The following is a 20,198-nucleotide window of genomic DNA, read 5'->3' as shown; positions in this document are numbered from 1 at the left end:
TTCTGTGGGGAGTTTTCTTTTGTCTATGAGCAGAATAAAAGCTTGCTGGGAGTCGCTGTGCTACACTTACCCATGTGAAACCTTTATAAGAAAAGGAGAATGATCAATGAAGACAGTTACGCTGCATAGCACCATCGAAATGCCACAACTAGGCTTTGGTGTTTGGCAAGTCGAAGAAAAAGATGCGGTTCCAGCCGTTACAAAAGCGATTGAAACAGGTTATCGTGCAATTGATACCGCTGCGATTTATGGAAACGAAAAACAGGTCGGAGAAGCGATTCGCCAGAGCGGTGTAGCTCGTGACGAATTGTTCATTACGACAAAGGTCTGGAACACAGATCAAGGATATGAAAATACATTGAAGGCTTTTGAAACGAGCCTTGATAAACTTGGATTAGACTATGTGGACCTTTACTTGATCCACTGGCCGACACCAGAATATGATGATTACGTAGAAACATACAAAGCGCTTGAACAGCTGCAAAAAGACGGCAAAGTCAAAGCCATCGGCGTATGTAACTTTGATATCGATCACTTACAGCGTCTGCTTGACGAGTGTGAAGTGAAGCCGGCAGTCAACCAGGTCGAGTGCCACCCATTCCTGGCACAAAACGAGCTGAAAGACTTCTGCCGCGACAATGGCATTCTGCTTGAAGCATGGAGCCCGCTTATGCAGGGTGGAGAAGTATTGAAAAATGATACGATCCAGTCGATCGCTGAAAAGCACGGCAAAACACCAGCACAAGTCATCATCCGCTGGCACCTGCAAAACGACACAGTTGTCATTCCGAAGTCTGTTACGCCATCCCGCATCGAAGAGAACTTCGACGTGTTTGATTTTGACCTGACAGCAGACGACATGGCTGCCATCAACAAGCTGGACCGCGGCGAGCGCAAAGGCCCGAAACCATCTGAAATGAACGTAAGATAAATAGAGGAAGACTGCCGCATTAAGCGGCAGTCTTTTTTTGTGGACAAAAGGAAGAGGATCAACTTTAATATAGGAGAAAGGAGCGGACACATGATTATAAAACCCCGCGTCATCCCACCCGATATTACCCATTTAAGTATGCTGCTGAAACGTCTCAAACCTAACCACCCTGTAACTCCTCAAGTAGAAGAAATGCTCTCCACCAAACAGGCCGGCTGGAACGGCGAACAATCTCTCGACTTTCACCTGGACTACTTGAAAGACTCTCCTATCATCCTTCACAATCTTCGCCTTCATGATGGCCACCACTTTTTCCAAATGGACACCCTTCTCCTGTTCCCTTCGTTCATCCTGATCATTGAAGCAAAGAATATGAAAGGTCAAATATCCATTCACCGCAAGAAAAAGGAAATGCGTCGCGACCTGGAAGGCTTTCAGGATCCCGTGGAGCAGGTGGAGCGGCAAAAAGATTTACTCGAAGAATGGTTGCTTCGCCATACGGGGCTTAAGGTACCGGTAGATTTCTTAGTTGTTTTTACGAATCGAAGGTGCGTTCTTGAATTTGACTCTTCAGACCCTAGCATTCATGAGAAAGTCATACGCGCTACATCGTTGGTGGGTGCGATTGAAAGGAAGAAGGAGTTTTATAAGGAAGAAGTTCTGACTCGGGCTGATATGATGCGCATAGGTCGTGCGCTTGCTGAAGATCATCAAGAGCTTGTCCCTGATTATATGAAGCGGTTCAATTTGAGTTACTCTGATTTGCAGAAAGGTGTGAGGTGTCCGGAGTGTGGCAAGTATTTTATGAGGAGGGCAAAAAGGAAATGGATATGTGCCGTGTGCTCTTATAGCTCTTACAGTTCACATGAAGAAGCTTTGCGAGAATATGCTGCATTAGTATCCAAAGTAATTAGTAATAAAGAAGCTCAAGAATTCCTTAAAATAAGTTCCAGGCATGTGGCTTACCGAATTCTTTCTGCATATGCAAGAAGTACGGTTGGTGGAGGAAAATATATCAAGTATCTGCTCTAGGCAATAGCATGACCCGCGCGAGAAGTCGGGAACGCGCGCGAGAAGTCAAGAACGCGCGCAAGAAGCCGGTGAACGCGCGCGAGAAGCCGGGAACGCGCGCAAGAAGCAAGGAACGAGCGCGAGAAGTCAGGAACGCGCGCAAGAAGCCAGGAACGCGCGCAAGAAGCCAGGAACGCGCGCAAGAAGCCAGGAACGCGCACGAGAAGTCAGGAACGCGCGCAAGAAGTCAGGAACGCGCGCAAGAAGCGAGTGAACACGCGCAAGAAGTCAGGAACGCGCGCAAGAAGCGAGTGAACACGCGCAAGGGGCCAGGACCCGCGCGCAAGGTGCGAAGGCCCCGCTAGCAAAACTCCATAAACCGACCCTTATGTTATTCCCACCAAATATGGGGAACATAAAGGTATCACTTTTTCGATAAAGGAGCTTTTGTATGATCATCCGGTTCGGTTACGTATCGCATGCGCTCGACCTATGGGAAGCGACGCCAGCGAAGACAATGACATTTGCACGTTATAAGAAACTGGGTCACGAAACTGCGCTTGAGCAGCTTCATAAAATTGCGGAAATGAACTTGGAGCGCACACGTCGGATCATCCACTATAACATTGCGAGGGAAATCCATTTGTACCGTTTTTCTTCCTCTATCATTCCACTCGCTACTCATGATGAAGTGGAGTGGGATTATATCGAGCCATTCCGCCATCTGTTCGAGGAGATTGGTGATCTGGTAAAGGCGCACAATATGCGTACGAGTTTTCACCCAAACCAATTCACCCTTTTCACGAGTGACCGCCCTCATGTGACGGACAATGCCGTCCAGGACATGGAGTACCATTATGCGATGCTTCAAGCGATGGGGCTGCACAATGAATCACATATCAATCTACATGTAGGTGGCGCGTATGGGGATAAAAAAGCAGCCGTCTCTCGTTTTCATGAAAATATTAAAAAGCTCCCGGGTCCAATTAAACAGCAGATGACACTTGAGAATGATGACAAAACCTATACGACAACGGAAACCCTTGATGTCTGTGAAAAAGAGGACATTCCGATGATGTTTGATTACCACCATTACATGGCGAATCACACCGAAGATGAACCTCTTTCTGGAATCCTGCCTCGCTTTTATAAAACGTGGGACAGGCTGGGCCTTCCACCAAAAATTCATATTTCGTCGCCGAAGTCGGAAAAGGCGTACAGGAGTCATGCCGATTTTGTGGATGCTGATTTCATTCGCCCTCTCCTGAAAGAGTTGAAGGATCTCGGCACACCTGTAGACTTTATGATTGAAGCGAAAGAAAAGGACCGCGCCCTTTCTAAACTTGTCGAAGACTTTTCGAAAATCCGTGGTGTGAAACGGGTGGGGGAGGCGACCTTGGACGTTTAACTTTGCGTGCGCCTTTGGATCAAGTATATTGATGGTACTGAAAGGGGTGGAATGATGGATAAACAGACCCTCTTATCCGAAGTGAATTTGTTTGAAGAATTAACAAAAGAAGAACTAATGGACGTAGATGCCATCAGTGAAATGAAAAAAGTAGGGAAAGGTGAAGTAATTCTCTCCCCTGAACATCCAGCTGAGCATTTATATATTTTGAAAAAAGGACAGATCCGTTTATACCGAACAAACCAGCAGGGGAAACAGTTCACATTGGACATACTGAAAGACGGAAATCTATTTGGGGAGGCCTCTACGCTGACTCTGACAGATTATGAAATGTACGCAGAGGCGATGACTGATACATATGTATGTTTGATGAGCAGGGAAGAGTTCGAACGATTTATGGAAAAGTACCCCAAGATCACGCTTCGTCTCGTTCAGTTACTTTCGTCCAAATTGAACGATTTTTACAAAAGAAGTGAGAAGATTGCTTTAGGTGAGGTGCGGGAGCGGATTCTTTATCTGCTGCTCATGCTTAGTGAAAAAAGCGGCCGTCGTCACCAGGAGTGACAAACCGTCGAGGTGAAGTTGACCCATCAGGACATCGCGACGATGATCGGTGCAACTAGGGAGACAACGAGTGCAGAGATCAGTCGTTTGAACAAGGAAGGCTATTTGAAAAAGGATCAAGTATTATCCATTGATGCAGAAAAAGCAAAAACCCATCTCGGCTTAGTGGTGACATAAGCCGGGACGGGTTTTATTTTAATATTCGTTTTGCTTCCATGAACCTTTGAGTACCTGTAAACAATTCTACAGCAAAGAACAACAGTGTTGACCAGAAGAGGAATTGAGGGAATAAGAGCATCACACTGAACAGAACGAAGCCTTCTGTCCTCTCCGCAAGTCCCGCTTGATAGTAGAAGGATTTAATTCCTGCTTTTTCGGAAACGGCTCCTACAACTAAGAAGATCGTCATCGACACGATGATGGACACACTGAGAAGGAGAAGGGGCCATAAGACTTCTGGGTGAACATAAGCAATGGCTACGATCATCCCGATTTCAACGATTCGATCGAATGTAATATCCATGACGGTTCCGAAGGGGGAGGTTTTTGTATTCCTGGCCATTGTCCCATCCACGGCGTCTAAAAATCCGGAAAGCCACAAAAATACGACCGCTAATATCGGAAAACCGAGCACATAGAGGACACTTGTACCAAGCCCGACAAACAAAGCGAGCACGGTAATCTCATTGGCGGAGCGCCCTTTTTGTAGAAAGTAAGAAGCGGTTCGTTCAATGGATGGTTGAACGAATTTCCTTGCGTGGGTATCGAGCATAAAAAACACCTGCTTTAGCAAATAATATCAACGTCTTGTTACCACTTTACCCTAATTGGTCTTCCTTTAGACGATAGCACATGTTCCCTGGTAATAGAATCACCTTGCTTCTTTTGTAAGGCAGATTACAACGGTGAGCACATGAGGTTTGCCGAAAATGGCCAGGGTGTATAGTATCCCTGTAACCAAAAACAAGGAGGAATTGTACATGTCCGAACATAAAGTAGCGATCACGAGTAAGTCTCAAGGGATGAAATCGGAAATCGAGGCAGGAAAACATTCATTGACGATTGATGAACCGAAGCAAATGGGTGGGACAGACGAAGGTGCTGATCCACTTGCAACGCTGTTAGGTTCGCTCGCAGGCTGTGAAACGGTCGTTGCGAACATGGTGGCTAAGGAAATGAACTTTGATCTTCAAAGCATTTCGTTTGATATCAATGGAACTCTGGATATGCGAGGGTTGATGGGGACGGCAGATGTAAAGCCTTACTTTGACACGGTGAACATTAAAGCGGAAGTAGAAACATCAGAACCCCAAGAGCGTATTGAAGAGCTTCAGGAAATCGTTGACCAACGCTGTCCTGTTTTCACAACACTGAAAGCAGCAGGGGTTACCCTGAATGTAGATTGGCAAAAAGCTTAACAATTGGGAAGAGGCTCCTCTAGGGGCCTCTTTTTATACTGAAAATTTCCATGGAAACGATGGAAAGAATTAATAATGAATCTCTCAATCCGCCTATGTTACCTTATTAGGGAACCTGATAAGGAGGTAGATTTTAAATGTTCAAAAAATTGATGCTGACAGGAATTGCTACCGTTAGTTTGCTCGCTTTTTCCTTCCCTGTCGAAAGTTTTGCCCACGCCAACACACACACCGTCCAAAAGGGCGATTCTATTTATAAAATTGCTATGAAACATGGTGTTTCTGCCCAACAATTGCAGGCCATGAACAATAAATCGAACGCAGAAATTTATCCTGGGGAGCAGTTGCAGCTTCCCGTTGCTCTTAGTGAATCTGAAAAAGATTTACTCGCTCGTCTAGTTGAAGCAGAGGCGAAGGGTGAAAGCTATTCAGGTAAGGTTGCCGTAGCCACAGTTGTTTTAAACCGTGTGGAAAGTGATCTTTTCCCAGATTCCCTGAATGGCGTAATCTATGACGGCATTCAGTTCTCTCCTGTTTTGAATGGTACGATTAACCAGCCGGCAAGCGCTGAGTCAAAACATGCGGTCAATGAAGCCATTGCTTATCAAGGCTATGACCGTGAGTCTCTATTTTTCTATAATCCTGATAAAGCGCAAAGTGATTATTTGAGCAGTAAAGAAGTGACAACAGTCATCGGCGACCACGTTTTCTTGAGATAAACCACTTGAACAAGCACCTTTGATAGGTGCTTGTTTTTTGTGGATTTTTTACAATGGATCGTATGAATGAAAGAGCGTGGAAATGTACATTCATCAACGGATGAACATACGATCCAGGGCGATGTGCTGAATGTAGAAGAAGGTATCCAGAGCGATCGAAAGCGGATGGTTCTCTATATGCGAGCGTTCATGAACAAGTTGATCAAAGAGGAGATCCCTGTACAGGGATCTCCTTTTTCGGTGCTATAGGGTTAACTTGCATCTTCTTCCTCCTGAAACAGCTCGACCTTCCTTTTCTTCGTCCGCTTTTTGTACACACGGTTCACATAGTCATCCGTTAATGCAGCGATTTCCTTATGCAGGAACAGTAGTGGAATGATGTTTGTAAGCAGGACGAAAGCTAAAATCAAGTCCAGGAACTGCCACACGAACTGAAGTCCTCCGATCGCTCCTACGAATACGGCCACAATGTAGACAATCCGCATAATTTTAGCTGCGCGTAGGCTGAACAGGTATTCCGCTTGTTTTTCTCCGTAAAAGACGAGGACACCGATGGTAGTAATTACGAAAAAGAGTAAAAATACAGTGATGAAACTGCCTCCGAACGCATCTCCGAATTCGGATCCGATGGCTACGTTGATCATATTCGATGCATCACTTCCACCGACTTCCTGCCATGCGCCGGTGACGAGAACGGTCAAACCGGACACCGTACAGATGACAATTGTATCAACGAAAACGCTGAAGATTCCCCATAATGCCTGGCGGGACGGGTGATCTGTTTTTGCGGCTGCGTGGGCAATCGATGCAGTTCCAAGACCTGCTTCGTTAGAATAAAGACCGCGTGCAATTCCCCAGCGTAAAGCTTGGGCAACAGCCGCACCGGCAAAACCGCCAGTAGCTGAAATGGGTGTGAAAGCGTGGGTGAAAATCAATCCAAATACGTTGGGGATTTGATCGATGTTGGCAAAGATTACGTACAAACAGACAGCGAGGTAAATGAGCACCATGCCCGGCACCATCTTATCGGTGACCTTGGCAATTCGCTTAATACCTCCGAAAACTACGATGGCAATGGCTGCACACATGACGATCCCTGTAATTTCAACCGGCCATCCAAAGGCACCCTCTGTCTGCGTAGCGATGGAGTTTGATTGCACCATCGTGCTTGGGATTAATTCAATCATTAGGAAGAATGCGAAGGCGGTCGAGACCCACTTCCAACCCAGGGCCTTTTTTATGTAGTATTGTGGTCCGCCGACCCAAATGTTTTTGTCGTTCTTTTCCCTGTACTTCATCCCTAATAAAATTTCACTATACTTTGTAGCCATTCCGATTAAAGCGACAAGCCACATCCAAAACAGAGCACCTGGTCCACCTAGAGAAATCGCGACAGGCACACCGACGATATTCGTTGCCCCCGCTGTAGAGGCTAATGCTGAAGTGAAAGCCTGGAATGGGGTGATGGTTCCTTTCTTTTCTGTTTTCTTGAAAATTTGTCCGATGGTTTGGTGGAGGACGTGACCGAAAAAGCGGAATTGGAAAAACTTAATTCGGATGGTAAGGAAGATCCCGCCCAGAATTAAAATGATCGCTAATGGATACGTCCATAAAAAGTCGGAAATCGCGGTGATCCCCTCTTTGATACTATTCCATAAATCTCCCAATGAAAGATCCCCTTTCGACAAACTGTAAGATACCCATATATTCCCTTTACATAAAATGTTAAACGCATATAATGAGCAGGGAAGATGAGCCTTGAGAGAAAAAGCCATACACTAGAGGAATAGAGGAGGGATCATGTGAATATTAGCGAAGAAAATTTTCAAAACCATTCCATGAGCAAGTTAATCAAAGGGGCGGTGGTGCCGCGCCCGATCGCCTGGGTCTCGACTATAAGCGGAGATGGCATCCGCAATCTGGCGCCTTTCAGTTTTTTTACGGTCGCATCCATGAATCCAATTACTCTTTGTTTTTCGATAGGGAGAGCGGACCGGGATAAAGACACGCTGAAAAATATAAAGGAAACAAAGCAGTTTATTATCAATGTCGTTTCTGAATCGTTGGCTAACCAGATGCATGAAAGCAGTAAAAGGTTTGATGCTGATATTGATGAGTTTGAGAGGGCGGGTACAGATTTCGAAGACGGTGATTTTATACCTGTGCCAAGGGTGAAACAATCGCCTGTTCACATGGAATGTGAGCTCGATCGAGTCATAGAAATTGGTGAAGGGAATCTGGTTTTAGGAAGGTTGGTCGGTTACCATATCCAGGACGACGTTTATGAAGAAACAGACAAAGTGAATCCCCACGAACTGAAGCCTGTTGGACGAATGGCGGGAGACTACAGCTACATACGGGACTTCTTTCCACTCCCTAACGACGATCTCCCCAAATAAAAAATCCGCAGAGCCTTTTTAAGGCCCTGCGGATTTTTTACATTTACTGGTGTACCAGGTCATACAGATTATGGTAATTCACTCCACCCGGGGTTTGGTTGGGTCACATGCGGGATATTCGCCATTTGTGGTTTCTGCAAGTTTGTAAAGGTAGTAGCATTCTTCTCTTGCCATATGATCAGCCATGAGAGGGGAGAAAGTTCCGAGTACAACCTCATTCATTTCCATCTCCTCTAATTCTGTTAAAAATGTACGGAAGATTTTCATTTCCAGTTTCACTTCATTGTTAAATCGTTTCAGAGCAGGGAAGGAGTGCTGGTTGGTTCTTAGATATCCTTTCATCTCCACGGCCTTTATGTAGAACTGATCGAAATGTTGCCGGAACGTATCACTTTTATCTTTAAGCCTTTTTTCCACAGCATCCATTTCATCATGGATGGCACCTGCATGGCCTGAAGCATCCATCAACCACAGCATATGGTGGTGCAGCTCATGAAATAATGGAGGGACATCCCCTTTTCCTAAGAAACCGAGCACAAGCAAATATTCTTCTACTTCATTGACCATATGATTAAGGAAAGTTGGGCTCAAATGAATCTTTACTTTTCCAAAAAGGGATCGTTCGATCAGGTTGAGTTTAAACTTGTGAAACTTCCGTGCTTTTTCTCCTGCTTGCTTTGAAAAACTCACCATGTCCTCGACATTACCTTCTCGCACGTTCTTTAAAAGGTCATCCCATTGTGTAACATAATTCCGCGCTTGATTTAATGTTTCCTCTTCTGAGGCGTACAAAGAATCCCGAATAAAACGGGCATGATCTCCAAGAATCTGCAACCAGAACAGATGCTCAAAATTCGCTTGTTCAGTATAGTCCTTCACGTTCATCACCCTCTTTTTTCTTAGGTCATCCCTTTCATCCTATTCACACTTTGTTTTCTTCATGAAAAGAGTCAGGATCCTATAAGCAGAATTTAAGATGATTTGGTAAAAAATAAAAAAGGGCTTCTCAAATGGAAGATCCTCCTATATACTACTGTACTAGGAGTAATAATACAGTTAATACAGATAGAACACACCGATGGAGGTGGCTGGATGTTTGAGTTGGACGTCAGGAGCCGAAAGCCGATTTACGAGCAGCTCGTAGAAAAGCTGAAGCAACTGATTATCAATGACGTTCTGAAGGAAGACGAAAAACTACCTTCTGTGAGGGAGCTTGCCCAACAGTTGACGATCAATCCGAACACGATTCAGAAAGCCTATCGTGAGTTGGAGACGCAAGGGTATATCTACTCGCTGAAAGGGAAGGGAAGCTTCGTGCATCCTTCTGGAAAAGTCGATAACGAAGAGGAGTTGAAAAAAGTGAGAGAAGAGTTGAAGAAGCTGTTTGCGGAAGCGATTTATTTAGGGATGACTTCAGAAGAGATCGCAGCTCTTCTCCACGAAGTTGAAGGAGGTCAGCAGGATGATTGAAGTGAATACGGTCAGCAAATCGTTCGATCGAACCAAGATTCTCAGAGACGTTTCTTTTCGAGTGAACAAAGGTTCCATCTACGGTCTTCTTGGTTCCAATGGTGCAGGGAAAACAACGTTAATGAGGATTCTTACGGGTATTCTCAAACAAAATAAAGGGCAGGTTCATATTTTGGATAATGACGTCTTTGAGAACGAATCCGTCAAACAAAGGATGGTCTTCATCCCGGACAGTCTTTACTTTCTGCCCCAATACACCACTCGTCATATGGCAGATTATTACCGGTCCATGTATGACAGTTGGAACGAAGAACGATATGAAAAATTAAAGAAAGTCTTTCAACTGGATGAAACTAAGAAAATCAGTCAGTTTTCCAAAGGGATGCAGCGTCAAGTCGCGTTTTGGCTGGCGATGGCATCGATGCCTGATGTACTGATCCTCGATGAACCATTCGATGGACTCGATGCCGTCATGAGGCAGAAAGTCCGCAACTTGATCATTCAGGATGTGGCGGAAAGGGAGATGACGGTATTGATTTCCTCCCACAATTTGAGGGAAGTCGAAGATATCTGTGATCATGTCGGAATCCTACATAAAGGGGAAATTCTCCTTGAACGTGATTTGGATGATCTGAAAGCCGATGTCCATAAGATCCAGGTCGCTTTCCGTGATGATTCTTTTCAGCCGGAAACAATGGATCTCGATATTCTTCACAAAGAAAAACGGGGCAGTGTCTGGCTACTGATTGTCCGGGGAAATGAAACGGACATCTCAGCTGACCTCCAAAAGCACCGGCCTCTTGTTTATGACAGGCTCCCACTTACTCTGGAAGAAATCTTTATTTATGAAATGGGAGGTGTAGGGTATGCGTTCGAAAACATCCTCGTTTAATAAAGAGATCATCAAGCAGGATTTCCGTAATGTTGGATGGATCAGTATCGTTTACTTTTTAGGGTTGTTCTTTATTGTACCGATGCAGTTATTTATGGAATTCGGGAGAGATGAACCTCGTATCACAGATGACCATGGGTTATTTGGCGGAATCTTTGCTTATGAACTTCAGTCGCTATTTTTAATTGTGATGCCGGCACTTATGGCGGTGTTTTTATTCCGTTACCTGCATGTCAAAGGAGCTTCAGATTTCGCTCACAGCTTTCCTATGAAGAGAGGGAAACTATTTCATCACCATATTCTCTCAGGCATTATTCTATTAATTTTGCCGATTTTACTTAATTATTTGGTTCTCGTTGTTACGGCTGGAGTAACGGATGTCACAGAGTACTATACGATTGGGAATGCGAGCTATTGGTTATGGTTGTTTACCACAATGAGCCTTCTTATTTTCGCAGCGGGCGTTTTTGTTGGGACTTTAACCGGGATGTCCGCTGTGCAAGGAGTTTTGACTTTTATTCTGCTGTTTTTACCTGTGGGGTTATATGTGTTGATCGCTTTTCATTTGACTTCCTATATTAAAGGGTATTCCGGGGACATGGTGTTGGATCGTTCCCTTCAATATTTTTCACCACTGGTAGACTTGTTGGAGTATCGGAGCTATGGTCCGGAAGAGGTCAGTCTCCCTGTTGAAGCTCTGTCCTTATTCATTTATGGAGGCATTGCCGTCCTCTTCTACATTGTTTCCGTATGGCTCTATAAAAAGCGTCCTCTGGAAGCGGCAGGCCGTGCGTTAGCAGTACGCGCCCTGAACCCTGTTTTCAAACTCGGGGTCACATTCTGCTTCGCCTTATTCGGAGGCATGTATTTCAGTGTTGCTCAAAATACGTATAGCTGGATGATCACAGGCTATTTCATTGGTGGAACATTTGGTTTGGCCGCAGCTTCCATGTTGCTTGAAAAAACCTGGAGAATATTCAACATGAAAAACGTAAAAGGTTGGCTGGGTTATGGTGTGGCTGCTGGTGTATTGATTGCGGCTATTCCGCTCCTCTGGCAAAATTACGAATCTTATGTCCCGGAGCAGAATGAAGTGGAAAAGGTCTATATCAGTAGTGGATATTGGGAATATCAACAACTTGCTGATCACGATATGAAAGTCCCTTACATTACTTCTGAAGCGGCCATCCAATCTGCGATAGACCTTCATGAGAAGCTAATCAATGTGAGTAACCCTTTAAAGAAAGGGGAAGATTACTTCTTCTTTGTCTATCAAATGAAGGACGGAAGTGAGATCTATCGCCAATATCGTATAGATGATGAAAAAGTGCGGGATGAGAAGAAAGCTGTTTATGAAACTCAAGAATACAAAAGTATTCAATATCCTGTACTTGCATTGGATGTTTCTGAAATCAATCAATTGTTGATGCACCCTTATTCAGGCCGGAGTGGAAAGGATTTGTACGATCCGGAGAAAATTTCTGCATTTATGGAAGGGTTAAAACAGGACCTTGAACAACTTTCATATGACGAAATGGTTACACCCAGAGGATTGGATACAGGGGTTACCTTTACCGTGAATGGAACGCGTGAGAATCCATATTATGTTCGTCTTTACCCATCCTATGAAAATACGATGGAGTGGTTGAAAGAAGAGGGCATGTACGAACAAGTGATGACCCAGGCCGAAGACGTACAGCGTGCTGAAGTCTACCGCTGGCCTCAAAGTCTAGACGATCGATATAGCAGACCTCGATTTGTGTTTGAACGATTAAGAGGGGATGACATTGAACCTCTTGAAGTTACAAATCATGCACAAATTGAAACGCTCTTCGAAGGGCAAGCAAATAAAGAAGAGGGAGCTTATCTTATCGCTTTTTATTTCGATAAAAACGATCCTGAACCTTATGAAGTTTTAAGTTTCGATGAAGGAGACGCTCTTGGCTTTATAAAGGAACACTTCGAATAAAGGGAGAGATACAGGAAGATGGACTTTTGTGAGATGTATGAACAGTATTATCATCGTGTTTATTACACAGCTTTAAAAGTGACGAAGAACCCTTGTTCAGCTGAAGATATCCTTCAAGAAACCTTTATAAAAGCCTACGATAAACTCGATGAAGTCCGTGAAGAAGGAAAGGTGGGGGCTTGGCTCTCCACAATCGCCCACCGAAAAGCCATTGACCTTCTGCGCAAAGAGAAGAAGGCGGTCCTTTTGCCGATCGAGGAGATGCCCATGCCCCGACCTGTCTATGAAAATGCTGTTTCTGATGTTGAACATATATGTGAATGCCGTCATCTGGAAGAAGACATCAAGAAGCGGATCAGCACGTTATCCCCTAAGCTTCGTGCGGTGTTTCAATTGAGTTACGATAAACAATTGCAGGAAAAGGAAATCGCCCAAACGCTTCAGATCACACAGGCGGCCGTTAAGTCACGTCTTCACAGGGCGAGACTGGCCATGAAAGGGAAGCTTGGCGAAGAGATGGATCATTATTCTACAGCGTAGTATGATAAGCAGAACCCCAAAACCGGGGTTCTGCTTTTTTGCCCCGGAATGTTATATTTTTTTGTATGATGAAGAAGTAAGAAGGAGGTGGATGGTTTGAAGAAGGCGCACTTTTGGTATGTGCTTGTTTTACTGTTCGTATTGACGGGATGTACAAGTGGTCAACAGTCATTACCTTTACCTGAGAGGGATGGAGACTTTCATTTTCAGGCATTTGTGGAGGAAGTTCCGAAAGAAGGAGAGGCGGATCCTGAATATGAACGGATGTATGATCTGGTAGCCAAAATGCAGGCGAATGAAGCAATCGATCTTACACAGGTGGACGTTCAAGTGAAAAAAGAGGCCCCCATCCAAGCACATGGGGAGGAAATTGTTCGTTTCCCGACCTATTTCGTTTTAGATCGAGAAGGAATTGTGTTGAAGACCACGAAATTGGATGAAATCGAAGAGTTTATAGATCATGCTGGCACAAAAGATTAAATAGAAAGGGGGGAGAATGTGACTATTCTATCTTTTCTCGCTATTTTAGGGGTAGGAATCGGAGCAGGTTTCATTAATGTCATTGCGGGCGGGGGATCGCTTTTAACGCTTCCCATGCTCATTTTCTTCGGTCTGCCTTCCGCTGTAGCTAATGGTACGAACCGTATTGCGTTGATGGCACAGAACATTGTGGCTATCGCGTCTTATCGTAAAGACGGCTATTTTGATGCACGGTTCAGTTTTCTATTAGCCGTACCCGCTCTCATCGGTTCAATCGTGGGCGCACAAATTGCTGTGAATATTCCGGATGATCTATTCAATCGTATTCTATCGATTGTGATGATTATCGTCTTAGTAATCATGATATGGAAACCTCATAAAAACCTGTCCGCAGCAAGCGGCGAGAACTCCCGGATGAAGAAGATTGCATTGGTTCTTATCTTTTTCTTTATAGGGATCTATGGAGGATTCATCCAGGCTGGGGTAGGTTTTGTAATTATAGCAGCACTGACCCTAGTGACGGGCTTATCTTTAGTGAAGATTAATAGCATCAAAGTATTTGTCGTTGCTGTTTATACACTGTCCGCTTTAGTGGTTTTTGTCGTCAATGGTCAAATCCATTGGGGCTATGGAATTACATTGGCCATCGGTACGAGCCTCGGTGCTTTTTTAGGCAGTAAATTTGCGGTCAGACATGGAGACAAATGGATTCAACGGTTCCTGATTCTCGCCGTTATTGCCATGGCGGTCAGGCTCTTCTTCTTTACATAAAAATGATGGGCTGAATGTTTTCTATAAAATGATAAGGTTGTTAGATTTTTTTATAGAAAGAGGGATCCCCACTCCAATTAGCGAATAGTTAAGGATCACTGTTAGGGAGTGGGATACCGTGCTCAGTAAAATAGGTCAAATTATGTTGTATGTCCATGACCAGGATGAAGCCGTGAAATTTTGGACAGAGAAGTTAGGGTTCGTGGTGGTTTCTGAAGAAAATAACGGGGATGGAATGAGATGGATGGAGGTTGCTCCCAAGGAGGGAGTGGAGACAACCATTGTCCTCCACGATAAAGAAGTAGTTGCAAGGATGTCTCCGGAGCTCAACCTTGATCCACCTTCCTTAATGTTTTTCACAGATAATTTTGAGGAGCTGTATCGTGATTTATTAAATAAAAAAGTGACAGTAGGGGAAATGGTTCACATGCCGACGGGCAGGGTGTTTAACTTTGCGGACAATGAAAATCAGTACTTTGCTGTCATGGAGAAGAAGTAATTGAGGATTTTCATTGAATCATAAAGGAATCAAAAAAGACCAGAGAGCTCTCTCTGGTCTTTTTTGATTATAGAGCTGGCGTTGGTGTTGGTTCTGCATAGCCATTTTCGTAGGTAGAGTCGATCTTTTCGCGAATCTCTTTTATTGATTTACCATCCTGATAATCAATGATGGATTGTGCAGCAATCTCCATACAAACCCCGCATTTTGTGCCGTGATCATCCCAGATGATACTGCCATCTTCATTGGTTTTGTTGACAAAGCAGTCATAGTTGTCCCGATGTCCTACACTCTCCCCGCATCCACAGTAGCAGGGGATGTTCTCAAGCAATTCTTTGCTTTGAGCAGCAGCCATATAGATGTCGTGCATTTCCTGTGGTTTTTCATCCATGAATGATGGAAGTGTCGTCACGGAGGCGGTCTCTTCTCTGATGTCACCGTTGACATGTTCAATATGGGCTTCCTCTTCGGACTCAGAGGAGCACCCGGATAGGGCGGCACCGATCACAAGTATAAGGATAAGGAATAGTGGTTTTTTCATAAAAAAAAGCACCCTCTTCGTTTTGATAGTTTCATCATAAAGAGGGTGGCATGAAGTTTCAATGCTTTTCTATAAAGTTCGTTCATCAGTCACATTTATTTTCCGAAAGAAGATAGGAATTTCACGCGGTCCCCCATTGGAGGGACGTTATCATCGACAAGAGCCACCTCTAAGACGGCAGGGCCATCAGCGTTTAGAATCGCTGATAGATTTTCGTCATTGAGGTCTTCCATTGATTCAATGCGTGCATTCGGCACACCGAGGGAAGCGGCCATCTGGGAGATGTTGACTTCTTGCTGTCCAAAGCGCTCATGGGCGCGTTTGTATTGAAGTGTATGTCCGTGATGGACCATACCGAGTCTAGAGTTGTTCATAACAATAAATAAAACAGGGATGTCGTATTCTTTCGCTGTCAGAAGTTCCATACCGTGCATGAAGAAACACCCATCCCCTGTAATGCTTACGGTTGGACGTTCCGGGTCTGCCAATTTCGCTCCTATGGCACTTCCGATTCCACTTCCCATCGCTCCAAAGTGAACGTTAATATCGAAGGAATCTTCACTTTTCACACCCATGTAGTGGACGACGTAAGCCATGAATTCACCGATGTCGATGGTATAACGAGTATCGGCGGGAAGCTTCTCCTGCAAGGACCATAACACGTTTTGGGAGTTGTACTCTTCGGTTATACCTGGAACTGCTGGGTCGATAGCAGGAAGGGGGGCCCGTTTAACACCTAACCCGTTCAAAGCTGTGATCAAAGAAGAAACTGTTACATCAATGTCTCCGTGAAGCGGCTGGTCGACAGGGTATTTTCTATTAAAAACGGTCGCATCATAATCCACTTGAATGAGTGTCCGGTTCTTTGTAATATTCGGGTTCCAATTGTTCGTGGCTGTTTCCCCAAGACTTGATCCAAGCACAAGCACGGTTTCTTCTTTTCCATGATTGATCAGGTCGGAAGCCTCTTCATGTCCGGCAAAACCGAAGATTCCTCGCTTCAAAGGGTGATGATCGGGAATGAATCCTTTGGCTTGAGGGCTGGTGACAATCGGCCAATTTAAGGTCTCTGCCAGCTCAATTACATCATCCACAGCCCCGCGAATCCCTTGCCCTACAAATAAGAAGCCACTTTCACTTGATGCAAGCGTTTTGGCTGTTTCCAAGACAATCTCATCTGTCGGAAGCAATGGCGTTCGTTGAGGGAACGTCGGGATGGCTGGTTCCAGAATATCTGTCAATTGAACATCAATCGGCATGGCGATGTGGACCGGGCCGGGGACACCTGTCATAGCGATCTCCACGGCTTTGTGAATCTCGGGAAGCAGGTCTTCTGCACGGTCGACTCTCTGGCTGTATTTCGTAACAGAATGGTAGAGCGGATCGGCATGTAATTCTTGAGAAGCGTTCAGACCGACCGTGTCTACAGGAACGGCTCCTGTCAAAAATAGCACAGGAAGATGTTCACGCATGGCATTCGCTGCCCCTGTCACAAGGTTTGTTCCTCCCGGGCCGCTGCTTCCAATACAAACACCGAGGGAGTTTGAATACTTTGCATAAGCAGCTGCCATATAAGACGCGGCTCCTTCATGTTTGGTCACGATCGGTGTGATGGAGGGAGTATCATAAAGTTCATCAAAAAAAGCATTCACAGATCCTGCTGGTATTCCGAAAATATAAGATACCTCTCCAGCAACCAAGTAATCCAACACAGCACGAACAGATTTCATAGCTTTATCCCCTTTTTATGAATGATTTCAAAAAATGATCTTCAAATGTTTCCGCTTGCAGCGGATGACTGTAATAAAACCCCTGAATCCAATGACAACCGTGCTCAGCGAGGAAAGCAGCCTGGTCTGCTTTTTCAACTCCTTCTGCGATCACGTTAAGCTGCAGGCTGTCAGCAAGGGTGATGATGGTTTTGGTAATCGCCGCATTGTTCTGGTTTGTAGTGACGTCGTTAATAAAGGATTTGTCGATTTTCAAAGTATCGACAGGGAAATCCTTCAAATAGCCAAGAGAAGAATAGCCGGTACCAAAGTCGTCAATGGAAATCTGGACACCGAGTTCTTTCAACTGGCTGATTGTTCTTAATGTGTGCTCCGTATTATGGATAATTAAATTCTCCGTTAGTTCAAGTTCAAGGTGTTTAGCTGGGAGACCGGTTTCTTCTAATATCCCAGCCACCGTAAGCACAAGGTTCTGTTGATTGAATTGTTGAGGAGATAAATTAGCGGATACGATCAATTCTGAATATCCATAAGACACCCATTTTTTCATTTGCCGGCACGCTTCTCGGATGACCCATTCTCCAAGGTTTGTAATGAGGCCTGTTTCCTCTGCGAGAGGAATGAAATGGCCTGGAGGGAGGGTGCCACGTTGTGGATGATTCCACCGGATCAGAGATTCCATACCAATGAGCTTTTCTGTACGTACATCGAATTTTGGCTGGTAATACAGCTCAAATTCATCGTTTTTCTGCAATGCCTTGAACAGGTCATTCTCAAGCTGGATCTGTTCAAGCGTCCGGCTTTCTATTTCTGGTGAGAACAGCTGATATTGATTACCAGCAAGGTCTTTCGCTTTGTACATCGCGACATCCGCATGTTTAATCAGCGTCTCTGCTGTATCCCCGTTTTCTGGGTAAAGACTGATGCCGATACTGGTTTTGATGGAAATCTCATGCTCCCCGATTATAAAAGAATCATTAAAGGCTTCGAGGATTTTTTTCGCGCATTTGACGGCTCCTTCTTCCCGTTCAATCGTCGGCAGGAGAATAATGAACTCATCCCCGCCTTGTCTTGAGACAGTGGCTCCGTTTGGCACGGCTTTTTGGAGGCGTTCTGCCACATTCAAAAGAACCTTGTCTCCAAAACTATGGCCGAAAGTATCATTGATTTTCTTAAAGCGATCCAAGTCGAGGAAGAGAATGGCGATCGGTTTGTCTGTCAGTTCCGCATATTGAAGCGCCTGGTTGAGTCGGTCCTGGAACAACACACGGTTTGGTACATTGGTTACGCTGTCATAATAGGCGTGGTATTTTATTTTTTCTTCCATTTGTTTTCTTGAAGTTACGTCTTTGAAAGTGACTACATAACCGGTGGTGCGATCGTTCTCAAGCTTGGGGGTGATGACATATTCCACGGGAAAAGTATCCCCGGACTTTTTAAAGAAAAAATGATCTTTGTCTGTATGTCCGGTTTTTTGTTCATAATGCTCCAGGAATGTCTTTTGACCATCGAAGATATAGGAATAAGGAGCACCTATGATTTCTTTCTCATCATCATAACCTAACAATTCGGTTGCAGAAGGATTGGCGAAGGTAATCTGCCCATCCAGGTCGATCCCAAAGATTCCTTCCCCCGCAGAATTAAGGATCAAATCTTTCTCTCGACTCATCTGCGTAAGTTCCGATATGGCTTCTTCCAGCTCATCATTCTTTTGGATCAGTTCAGATGTGCGGTCCTGTATAATCATTTCCTGCTTCTCCATATAGAGCAGGTTGAAAAGAACAGGAGCGGTAGTATCCACGATGGATTCAGCCAATTGGCAGGCAGAGTCAGAATAGACTTGGCCGGATTCTTTCAGGTTTACAATGGCAATCGCACCAAGCACTTCCCCGAGCGAAACGAGAGGGATCATATACAAGCCTTTGATTCCAAATTTTTCACAGATTTCCTTGTTCGTCCGGTTATCATGAAAAACATCAGGAACATGAATGGATGTCTTTTTAGCAATCACCTCCTGAAAAACAGGATCTTCTCTATGATTGAATTGAACACTCTGATGGGTTTCTTTCCAGTCTTCTTCTGTCCACTCGCTCTCTTTACTGAGACTCGCAGGCTTCAGCTTGTGCTCTGCGACAGGGTCAATGAAGTGGGCACCGATATTTGGATTATCCAGAACTTCTCCTAAATAATAGAAGCATTTGTCCAGGGCTTCTTGTAAAGATGAACATAAGGAAAGGTCACGGGTGACATTGAGCAGCAGTTGTTTTTCGCTGATCAATTTCTCTTTACGAGTGAGGTTGTTTGCATTTCTAATAGCCACAGCGGCCATATTGACGTAGGCCTTTACGGATTCGATTTCCGATTCTGTCAAATTCATCGGTGTCCCGTAATCAAACAAAAATACCAGGCCGTAGAGTTCCTTTTCATAAGAAATCGGGGCGACGAGCAGGGAATTGATTTTAAACGCTTGTATAGCCCGTTGATCGGGACGATCATCCTTCGATGTATCCGGTATGTAAATGGTTTTTCTTGTTTCGATGACCTCTTTAGCGAGGAGATCATACTCCGGATCCACGATGTGCATATCAAGGGTCATTCCATTGATCAAGGCCGGTTTTCCGACATAGCCTTGATAGGTACCATCCTCCCGGGGGAGATAAATGCCGACAGAATCGCACCGCATGATTTCTTCAGATATGGCTGTGACCACGTGTTCTAATACATCGCGTAAATCATGCTCGGTGTTGATGAGCTGGGTGATTTCAGCGAGACGAGAATATCTAGTTTGTTCTTCAGCCATTGAAAAACCTCCATAGTTGTCATATTTTGATAAAGTTCGACTATTATAGTGAACTT

General features: G+C 44.6%; 22 protein-coding genes. 16 read left to right on the top strand and 6 right to left on the bottom strand.

Annotated elements, in window-relative coordinates; genetic code table 11:
- Positions 1-106: 106 nt before the first annotated feature.
- The 5 genes from J0K78_RS15105 to J0K78_RS20325 all read left to right on the top strand — a co-directional run bounded on the left by J0K78_RS15105 (position 107) and on the right by J0K78_RS20325 (position 4,091).
- Positions 107-931 (top strand): aldo/keto reductase, encoded by an 825-nt coding sequence (locus J0K78_RS15105; RefSeq protein WP_206947790.1) that lies wholly within the window; start codon positions 107-109, stop codon positions 929-931.
- 90 nt (positions 932-1,021) lie between these two features.
- Positions 1,022-1,963: a nuclease-related domain-containing protein gene (locus tag J0K78_RS15100; RefSeq protein WP_206947789.1), complete on the top strand. Its 942-nt coding sequence runs from the start codon at positions 1,022-1,024 to the stop codon at positions 1,961-1,963.
- Positions 1,964-2,393: 430 nt separating this feature from the next.
- Positions 2,394-3,350 carry a UV DNA damage repair endonuclease UvsE gene (gene uvsE, locus J0K78_RS15095; protein WP_206947788.1) on the top strand — a complete coding sequence of 319 codons (957 nt, stop codon included), beginning with the start codon at positions 2,394-2,396 and terminating at the stop codon, positions 3,348-3,350.
- A 54-nt stretch (positions 3,351-3,404) separates the two neighbouring features.
- The gene (locus tag J0K78_RS15090) at positions 3,405-3,914 is read left to right on the top strand and encodes a Crp/Fnr family transcriptional regulator (protein ID WP_370551145.1); all 510 of its coding nucleotides are present in this window, start codon (positions 3,405-3,407) and stop codon (positions 3,912-3,914) included.
- 12 nt (positions 3,915-3,926) lie between these two features.
- Entirely contained in the window at positions 3,927-4,091 is a 165-nt protein-coding gene (locus tag J0K78_RS20325; RefSeq protein ID WP_370551144.1) for a helix-turn-helix domain-containing protein, read from the top strand.
- A 13-nt stretch (positions 4,092-4,104) separates the two neighbouring features.
- On the opposite strand, the gene J0K78_RS15085 is transcribed toward J0K78_RS20325, so the two are convergent.
- Positions 4,105-4,686, bottom strand: a complete 582-nt coding sequence (locus J0K78_RS15085; RefSeq protein WP_206947787.1) for a CDP-alcohol phosphatidyltransferase family protein — start codon at positions 4,684-4,686, stop codon at positions 4,105-4,107.
- A gap of 208 nt (positions 4,687-4,894) precedes the next feature.
- On the opposite strand from J0K78_RS15085, the gene J0K78_RS15080 reads away from it, so the two are divergent.
- The 3 genes from J0K78_RS15080 (at position 4,895) to J0K78_RS15070 (ending at position 6,300) form a co-directional block, all read left to right on the top strand.
- The gene (locus tag J0K78_RS15080) at positions 4,895-5,332 is read left to right on the top strand and encodes an OsmC family protein (protein WP_206947786.1); all 438 of its coding nucleotides are present in this window, start codon (positions 4,895-4,897) and stop codon (positions 5,330-5,332) included.
- A gap of 137 nt (positions 5,333-5,469) precedes the next feature.
- Positions 5,470-6,051 (top strand): cell wall hydrolase, encoded by a 582-nt coding sequence (locus J0K78_RS15075; RefSeq protein WP_206947785.1) that lies wholly within the window; start codon positions 5,470-5,472, stop codon positions 6,049-6,051.
- A 66-nt stretch (positions 6,052-6,117) separates the two neighbouring features.
- A complete protein-coding gene (locus J0K78_RS15070; protein ID WP_206947784.1) occupies positions 6,118-6,300 on the top strand; it encodes a hypothetical protein in 183 nt (60 codons plus the stop codon).
- 2 nt (positions 6,301-6,302) lie between these two features.
- Here J0K78_RS15070 and J0K78_RS15065 read toward each other — a convergent pair whose 3' ends face one another.
- Complete coding sequence (locus tag J0K78_RS15065) at positions 6,303-7,718, bottom strand: alanine/glycine:cation symporter family protein (protein WP_242517905.1); 1,416 nt, start codon at positions 7,716-7,718, stop codon at positions 6,303-6,305.
- 135 nt (positions 7,719-7,853) lie between these two features.
- Between J0K78_RS15065 and J0K78_RS15060 the strand changes: the two genes are divergently transcribed.
- Positions 7,854-8,450, top strand: a complete 597-nt coding sequence (locus J0K78_RS15060; RefSeq protein ID WP_206947782.1) for a flavin reductase family protein — start codon at positions 7,854-7,856, stop codon at positions 8,448-8,450.
- 78 nt (positions 8,451-8,528) lie between these two features.
- On the opposite strand, the gene J0K78_RS15055 is transcribed toward J0K78_RS15060, so the two are convergent.
- A complete protein-coding gene (locus J0K78_RS15055; RefSeq protein WP_206947781.1) occupies positions 8,529-9,329 on the bottom strand; it encodes a DUF2935 domain-containing protein in 801 nt (266 codons plus the stop codon).
- Between the two features lie 213 nt (positions 9,330-9,542).
- Here J0K78_RS15055 and J0K78_RS15050 point away from each other — a divergent pair, with 213 nt between their 5' ends.
- The 7 genes from J0K78_RS15050 to J0K78_RS15020 all read left to right on the top strand — a co-directional run bounded on the left by J0K78_RS15050 (position 9,543) and on the right by J0K78_RS15020 (position 15,071).
- Entirely contained in the window at positions 9,543-9,920 is a 378-nt protein-coding gene (locus J0K78_RS15050) for a GntR family transcriptional regulator (protein WP_206947780.1), read from the top strand.
- Complete coding sequence (locus tag J0K78_RS15045; protein ID WP_206947779.1) at positions 9,913-10,812, top strand: ABC transporter ATP-binding protein; 900 nt, start codon at positions 9,913-9,915, stop codon at positions 10,810-10,812. The genes J0K78_RS15050 and J0K78_RS15045 overlap by 8 nt, the downstream gene beginning before the upstream one ends.
- Complete coding sequence (locus tag J0K78_RS15040; protein ID WP_206947778.1) at positions 10,787-12,781, top strand: DUF6449 domain-containing protein; 1,995 nt, start codon at positions 10,787-10,789, stop codon at positions 12,779-12,781. The genes J0K78_RS15045 and J0K78_RS15040 overlap by 26 nt, the downstream gene beginning before the upstream one ends.
- A gap of 18 nt (positions 12,782-12,799) precedes the next feature.
- Positions 12,800-13,321: an RNA polymerase sigma factor gene (locus J0K78_RS15035; RefSeq protein ID WP_206947777.1), complete on the top strand. Its 522-nt coding sequence runs from the start codon at positions 12,800-12,802 to the stop codon at positions 13,319-13,321.
- 96 nt (positions 13,322-13,417) lie between these two features.
- Positions 13,418-13,801, top strand: a complete 384-nt coding sequence (locus J0K78_RS15030) for a hypothetical protein (protein WP_206947776.1) — start codon at positions 13,418-13,420, stop codon at positions 13,799-13,801.
- An 18-nt stretch (positions 13,802-13,819) separates the two neighbouring features.
- Positions 13,820-14,572: a sulfite exporter TauE/SafE family protein gene (locus J0K78_RS15025; protein ID WP_206947775.1), complete on the top strand. Its 753-nt coding sequence runs from the start codon at positions 13,820-13,822 to the stop codon at positions 14,570-14,572.
- A 118-nt stretch (positions 14,573-14,690) separates the two neighbouring features.
- On the top strand, positions 14,691-15,071 hold the full coding sequence (locus J0K78_RS15020; RefSeq protein WP_206947774.1) for a VOC family protein: 381 nt from the start codon (positions 14,691-14,693) through the stop codon (positions 15,069-15,071).
- A 67-nt stretch (positions 15,072-15,138) separates the two neighbouring features.
- Here the strand turns inward: J0K78_RS15020 and J0K78_RS15015 are convergent, their stop codons facing one another.
- The 3 genes from J0K78_RS15015 to J0K78_RS15005 all read right to left on the bottom strand — a co-directional run bounded on the left by J0K78_RS15015 (position 15,139) and on the right by J0K78_RS15005 (position 20,142).
- Positions 15,139-15,612 (bottom strand): PCYCGC motif-containing (lipo)protein, encoded by a 474-nt coding sequence (locus J0K78_RS15015; RefSeq protein WP_206947773.1) that lies wholly within the window; start codon positions 15,610-15,612, stop codon positions 15,139-15,141.
- 95 nt (positions 15,613-15,707) lie between these two features.
- Complete coding sequence (locus tag J0K78_RS15010; protein WP_206947772.1) at positions 15,708-17,342, bottom strand: thiamine pyrophosphate-binding protein; 1,635 nt, start codon at positions 17,340-17,342, stop codon at positions 15,708-15,710.
- 4 nt (positions 17,343-17,346) lie between these two features.
- The gene (locus tag J0K78_RS15005) at positions 17,347-20,142 is read right to left on the bottom strand and encodes an EAL domain-containing protein (protein WP_206947771.1); all 2,796 of its coding nucleotides are present in this window, start codon (positions 20,140-20,142) and stop codon (positions 17,347-17,349) included.
- Positions 20,143-20,198 lie beyond the last annotated feature (56 nt).

The organism is Halobacillus sp. GSS1 (genome assembly GCF_017307035.1).
GTDB lineage: Bacteria > Bacillota > Bacilli > Bacillales > Halobacillaceae > Halobacillus > Halobacillus litoralis.
Note: the sequence above shows the minus strand (reverse complement) of the source record. Positions and strands in the feature narration are given on the sequence as shown.

Excerpts from the sequence above, each read along its gene's own strand:
- J0K78_RS15105 (WP_206947790.1), top strand. The coding sequence starts at position 107 with ATGAAGACAGTTACGCTGCATAGCACCATCGAAATGCCACAACTAGGC.
- J0K78_RS15100 (WP_206947789.1), top strand. The coding sequence starts at position 1,022 with ATGATTATAAAACCCCGCGTCATCCCACCCGATATTACCCATTTAAGT.
- uvsE (WP_206947788.1), top strand. The coding sequence starts at position 2,394 with ATGATCATCCGGTTCGGTTACGTATCGCATGCGCTCGACCTATGGGAA.
- J0K78_RS15090 (WP_370551145.1), top strand. The coding sequence starts at position 3,405 with ATGGATAAACAGACCCTCTTATCCGAAGTGAATTTGTTTGAAGAATTA.
- J0K78_RS15085 (WP_206947787.1), bottom strand. The coding sequence starts at position 4,686 with ATGCTCGATACCCACGCAAGGAAATTCGTTCAACCATCCATTGAACGA.
- J0K78_RS15080 (WP_206947786.1), top strand. The coding sequence starts at position 4,895 with ATGTCCGAACATAAAGTAGCGATCACGAGTAAGTCTCAAGGGATGAAA.
- J0K78_RS15075 (WP_206947785.1), top strand. The coding sequence starts at position 5,470 with ATGTTCAAAAAATTGATGCTGACAGGAATTGCTACCGTTAGTTTGCTC.
- J0K78_RS15070 (WP_206947784.1), top strand. The coding sequence starts at position 6,118 with ATGAAAGAGCGTGGAAATGTACATTCATCAACGGATGAACATACGATC.
- J0K78_RS15050 (WP_206947780.1), top strand. The coding sequence starts at position 9,543 with ATGTTTGAGTTGGACGTCAGGAGCCGAAAGCCGATTTACGAGCAGCTC.
- J0K78_RS15045 (WP_206947779.1), top strand. The coding sequence starts at position 9,913 with ATGATTGAAGTGAATACGGTCAGCAAATCGTTCGATCGAACCAAGATT.
- J0K78_RS15040 (WP_206947778.1), top strand. The coding sequence starts at position 10,787 with ATGCGTTCGAAAACATCCTCGTTTAATAAAGAGATCATCAAGCAGGAT.
- J0K78_RS15035 (WP_206947777.1), top strand. The coding sequence starts at position 12,800 with ATGGACTTTTGTGAGATGTATGAACAGTATTATCATCGTGTTTATTAC.
- J0K78_RS15015 (WP_206947773.1), bottom strand. The coding sequence starts at position 15,612 with ATGAAAAAACCACTATTCCTTATCCTTATACTTGTGATCGGTGCCGCC.
- J0K78_RS15010 (WP_206947772.1), bottom strand. The coding sequence starts at position 17,342 with ATGAAATCTGTTCGTGCTGTGTTGGATTACTTGGTTGCTGGAGAGGTA.
- J0K78_RS15005 (WP_206947771.1), bottom strand. The coding sequence starts at position 20,142 with ATGGCTGAAGAACAAACTAGATATTCTCGTCTCGCTGAAATCACCCAG.